This is a genomic window from Streptomyces sp. B1866 (assembly GCF_031932565.1).
GTDB lineage: Bacteria > Actinomycetota > Actinomycetes > Streptomycetales > Streptomycetaceae > Streptomyces.
In genome coordinates this window covers 1-5,431 of sequence record NZ_JAVSCF010000341.1, presented here as the reverse complement: position 1 = coordinate 5,431, position 5,431 = coordinate 1, and the positions used below count along the sequence as shown (strand labels likewise).

Annotated in this window: 1 protein-coding gene and 1 pseudogene; both read right to left on the bottom strand. The window is 75.2% G+C overall.

Annotation, left to right across the window (positions count from 1 at the left end; translation table 11 throughout):
• Positions 1-1,842: pseudogene (locus tag RKE29_RS27535) on the bottom strand (type I polyketide synthase); the annotation flags it as partial.
• Positions 1,843-1,899: 57 nt separating this feature from the next.
• Positions 1,900-5,431: SDR family NAD(P)-dependent oxidoreductase (locus tag RKE29_RS27530; protein WP_312008383.1), on the bottom strand; the 3,532-nt coding region annotated here is incomplete at its 5' end.

The window sequence follows — 5,431 nt, the reverse complement described above, 5'->3', positions numbered from 1 at the left end:
GGCCGGGGAAGACGAACGCGACCCGGGACACGCCCGAGCGCACCGTGCCCGCCAGCGCGGCGCCGGCCGGGGCGCCCTCGGCCAGGGCGGTCAGGCCCGCCAGGGCGCTGTCGCGGTCGGCGGCGAGCACCACGCCGCGGTGTTCGAGGGCCGCGCGGGAGGCCGCCAGGGAGTAGCCGAGGTCGGTCACGGCCAGGTCGGGGCGGTCCGCCAGGAAGCCGGCGAGCCGGGCGGCCTGGGCGCGCAGGGCCTCCTGGGTCTTGCCGGAGACGAGCCACGGCACGACGGGCAGGCTCAGGCGCGGCTCACCGGCCGCCGCACCGGGCTCGGGCGCCGCCGTGGCGTCCGGGGTGTCGGGGGCGTCCTCGGGCCGCGGCGCCTCTTCCAGGATGACGTGGGCGTTGGTGCCGCTGATGCCGAACGACGACACGCCCGCGCGGCGCGGGCGGGCGCCGCGCGCCCAGTCGACCTGCTCGGTGAGCAGCTTGACCGCGCCCGCCGACCAGTCGATGTGCGGGGAGGGGGCGTCCACGTGGAGGGTGCGCGGCAGCTTCTCGTTCCGCAGCGCGAGGACCATCTTGATCAGGCTGACGGCGCCGGCCGCGTGGGCGGTGTGGCCCAGGTTGGACTTGATGGAGCCGAGCCACAGGGGCCGGTCCTCGGGCCGGGCCTTGCCGTACGTGGANCCGCGTGGGCGGTGTGGCCCAGGTTGGACTTGATGGAGCCGAGCCACAGGGGCCGGTCCTCGGGCCGGGCCTTGCCGTACGTGGACAGCAGGGCCTGGGCCTCGATGGGGTCGCCCAGGGGGGTGCCGGTGCCGTGCGCCTCGACGGCGTCGACCTCGTCGGCGGCCAGCTGGGCGTTGGTGAGGGCGGCGCGGATGACGCGCTGCTGGGACGGGCCGTTGGGGGCGGTGAGGCCGTTGCTGGCGCCGTCCTGGTTGAGGGCGGAGCCGCGGACGACGGCGAGCACCTGGTGCCCGTTGCGGCGGGCGTCGGACAGGCGCTCCAGCAGCAGGGTGCCGACGCCCTCGGACCAGGAGGTGCCGTCGGCAGCGGAGGCGAACGCCTTGCAGCGGCCGTCGGGGGCCAGACCGCGCTGCCGGCTGAAGTCGACGAAGACCCACGGGGTGGGCATGACGGCGACGCCGCCGGCGACGGCGAGCGAGCTCTCGCCGGAGCGCAGCGACTGCACGGCCATGTGCAGGGCGACCAGCGACGACGAGCAGGCCGTGTCGACGGTGATGGCCGGGCCCTCCAGGCCGAGGGTGTAGGACACGCGGCCGGAGATGACGCTGACGAAGGAGCCGGTGCCGGTGTAGCCCTCGACGCCCTCGGGCACCTGCTGCATGGTCGACAGGTAGCCGGTGCCGGCGGCGCCGATGAACACGCCGGTCTTGGTGCCCTTGAGCGAGGTGGGGTCGATGCCCGCGCGCTCCAGGACCTCCCAGGAGGACTCCAGGACGAGGCGCTGCTGCGGGTCCATGGCCACGGCCTCGCGCGGCGAGATGCCGAACAGCTCGGCGTCGAAGTCGGCCGCGCCCTCAAGGAATCCGCCCTTGAGGAGGTACGTCTTGCCGGTCGCGCCCGGGTCCGGGTGGTAGATGCCCTCTATGTCCCAGCCGCGGTCGGTCGGGAAGTCGGCGATGGCGTCGCCGCCGGACTCCACGAGGCGCCACAGGTCCTCGGGGGAGGACACGCCTCCGGGGAACCGGCACGCGACCCCGACGATCGCGATCGGCTCGTGCTCCCGCTCCTCGACTTCACGCAGACGTTGACGAGTCTGGTGCAGGTCGGCTGCCACGCGCTTCAGGTAGTCGACCAGCTTTTCGTCATTCGTCATCTGACGCGGTCCTCCTCCGAGCAAACAACCAGTGGGATTTCGGCTGCGAGACGTTTCTCAGGAAATCCCGAGCTCGTTGTTGATGAAATCCAAGACTTCGTCAGCGGATGCCGACTCAAGACGATCGGCCGCGGTGGCTTCACGCTTTTCCGCGCCCAGCTCTTTCCACGTCGCCATGAGGCCTTCCAGGCGCCGGGAGATCACGGCCCGCTCGGCGTCGTCCGCGGCGACGGCGGCGAACGCGGACTCGATCCTGGCCAGTTCGGCGAGCAGGGCCTCGGCTCCCGCCGCCGTCTCCTCCTGCGGCGCGAGTTCGGTCAGGAGGTGGTCGGCGAGGGCGTTGGGGGTGGGGTGGTCGAAGATGAGGGTGGCGGGCAGTCGCAGGCCGGTGGCCGCGTTGAGCCGGTTGCGCAGTTCCACGGCGGTCAGCGAGTCGAAGCCCAGCTCCTTGAAGGCGCGCTCCGGGTCCACCGCGGCGGCCGAGCCGTGTCCCAGCACCGTGGCGACGTGCGTACGCACCACGTCCACCAGGGTGCTCAGCCGCTCGGGGCCCGACAGGCCGGCCAGCCGCTGCGCGAGCCCGGAGCCGCCCGCGTCTCCCGCGGCCGTGGCCTGGGCGGCCTGGGCGCGGCGCACCGGCCGGGCCGTGACCAGGCCGCGGGCCAGGGACCGGACGACCTCGCTGCCGGTGTTGGCCGCCCACGTGGCGATGTCCAGGCGGGAGGTGACCACCAGCGGCTCGTCCACCCAGCGGCCCTGGTCGAAGAGCGTCAGGCCCAGCTCGGAGGGCATCGGCAGGATGCCGGAGCGGGCCAGCCGCGCCAGGTCGGCCTGGTCGAGCTGGCCGGTGAGGTCGCTGGCCTGCTCCCAGTGGCCCCAGGTCAGGGACACGGCGGGCAGGCCCTGGGCCCGGCGGTGGGCGGCCAGCGCGTCCAGGAAGGTGTTGGCGGCCGCGTAGTTGGCCTGCCCGGGGTTGCCCACGACGCCCGCGAAAGACGAGTAGAGGACGAAGGCCGCCAGGTCCGCGTCGCGGGTCAGCTCGTGCAGGTTCCAGGCCGCGTCGGCCTTGGGCCGCAGCACGCCGGGCAGGCGCTCGGGGGTGAGCGAGCCGATGAGCCCGTCGTCCAGCGCGCCGGCCGCGTGGACCACGCCGGTCAGCGGCCGGTCGGCCGGGATCGAGGCGAGCAGGGCCGCCAGCGCGTCGCGGTCGGCGGCGTCGCAGGCGACCACGTCCACGGACGCGCCGGCCGCGGCGAGTTCCGAGGCCAGTTCGGCGGCGCCCTCGGCGCGCAGGCCGCGGCGGCTGGTGAGGACCAGGTTGCGTACGCCGTGCTCGGCCACCAGGTGGCGGGCGAGCAGCCCGCCGAGGGTGCCGGTGCCGCCGGTGACCAGCACGGTGCCCGCCGGGTCCAGCGGCTTGGGCACGGTCAGCACGATCTTTCCGGTGTGCCTGGCCTGGCTCATGTAGCGCAGCGCGTCCGGCGCCCGCCGCACGTCCCAGTCCCGTACCGGCAGCGGCTGGAGCACGCCGCTGTCGAACAGCTCGCCCAGTTCGGCGAGCATGCCGGCCACCCGGTCAGGGTCGACCTTCGCCAGGTCGTAGGCGTTGTACGTGACGCCCGGGTAGGCGGCGGCGACGGCCTCGGGGTCGCGGATGTCGGTCTTGCCCATCTCCAGGAACCGGCCGCCGCGCGGCAGCAGCCGCAGCGACGCGTCCACGAACTCCTTCGCGAGGGAGTCCAGGACCACGTCCACACCACGCCCGCCGGTGACCGCCAGGAACTTCTCCTCGAAGTCCAGCGTCCGCGACGACGCGATGTGCTCCTCGTCGAAGCCCATCGACCGCAGCGTGTCCCACTTGCCCTCACTGGCCGTCGCGAACACCTCCGCACCCCAATGCCGGGCCAGCTGCACCGCCGCCATACCCACACCGCCCGTCGCCGCGTGGATCAGCACCGACTCGCCCGCCGACAGACCGGCGAGGTCCGCCAGCCCGACGTACGCGGTGAGGAACACCGCGGGCACGGCCGCGGCCTGCTGGTACGTCCAGCCGTCGGGGATACGGGCCAGCAGCCGGTGGTCGACCACGGCCAGCGGCCCGAACGCGCCCTGCGGCACCAGGCCCATGACCCGGTCGCCCACCGCCAGGCCGGTCACGCCCGGGCCGGTCTCGGTGACCACGCCCGCGCCCTCGCTGCCGAGGGTGACCTGGCCGGGCACCATGCCCAGGCTCACCACCACGTCGCGGAAGTTGACGCCCGCGGCGCGCACCGACACCCGCACCTGGCCCTCGGCCAGCGGCTCCAGCGCCTCCGGTACGGGCAGCAGCGTCAGGCTCTCCAGCGTTCCGCCGCCCGCGGTGTCCAGCCGCCAGGCCGGCACGCCGGTCGGCGGCACCAGGCCGCCGCCCTCGGCGGCCGCCCGCGCCAGCCGGGGCACGTACACCTCGCCCTCGCGGATCGCGAGCTGCGGTTCCTCGCCCGCGAGCGCGGTGGCCACGGCCGCCGGGATGGCGGCGAGGGACTTCTCCTCGCCGTCGGTGTCCAGCAGGAGCAGCCGGCCGGGGTTCTCGGTCTGGGCGGTGCGCACCAGGCCCCACAGGCCGGCGTGCGCCAGGTCGGCCACGTCCTCGCCCGTACGAGCGGACACCGCGCCCCGCGTCACCACCACCAGCCGCGACGACCCCAGCCGGGACTCGCCCAGCCACCCCTGCACCAGGCCCAGCGCCTCCGCCGTCACCGCGTGCACCGCCGCCACCGGGCCACCCGCCGCCGCGGACGCGAAGGACGCGAACACGAACTCCGGCGCCTGCCCGCTCTGCTCCACCGCCGCGGCGAGGTCGGCCACGCCCGGGTAGGACCGCGCGTCGGACAGTTCCAGGTCGTCCGCGCCGAGCACCGCGAGCCGGTCGGAGCCGGACGGGGTGTCGGGGACCGTGAGCGGGGTCCAGTCGATACGGAACAGGGCGTCGCGGGTCGGGTCGTTGACCGCCCGCAGCTGCTCCGCCGAGATCGCCCGCAGCACCAGCGAACCGATCGACGCCACCGGCGCGCCCGTGGCGTCCGCCACCGTCACCGACACCGTGTCCTCACCCGCCGGGCGCACCCGCACCCGCAGGCTGGTCGCGCCCACCGCGTGCAGCGCCACCCCGCCCCACGAGAACGGCAGCCGGACGGCCTGGCCGGGCTCGATGTCCAGCAGCATCGGGTGGATGGCGGCGTCCAGCAGGGCCGGGTGGATGCCGAACCGGCCCGCCTCCTGCGCCTGCGCCTGCGCCAGGTCGATGTCGGCGTACACGTCCTCGCCCGCGCGCCACGCGGCGCGCAGCCCCTGGAAGACGGGCCCGTACTCGTAGCCCGCGGCGGCGACCCGCTCGTAGAAGCCGTCGACCGCGACCGGCTCGGCGCCCGCCGGCGGCCAGGCCGTCAGGTCCGCGGGCGCCGGCGTCCCGCCGCCGACCGTGCCGGTCGCGTGCTGGGTCCAGGGGGCGTCGGGGGCGGCGTCCTCGGGGCGGGAGTGGATCCGCACCTCGCGGTGCCCGCTCTCGTCGGCCGCGCCGACCGACAGCTGCACCTGCACGCCGCCGCGC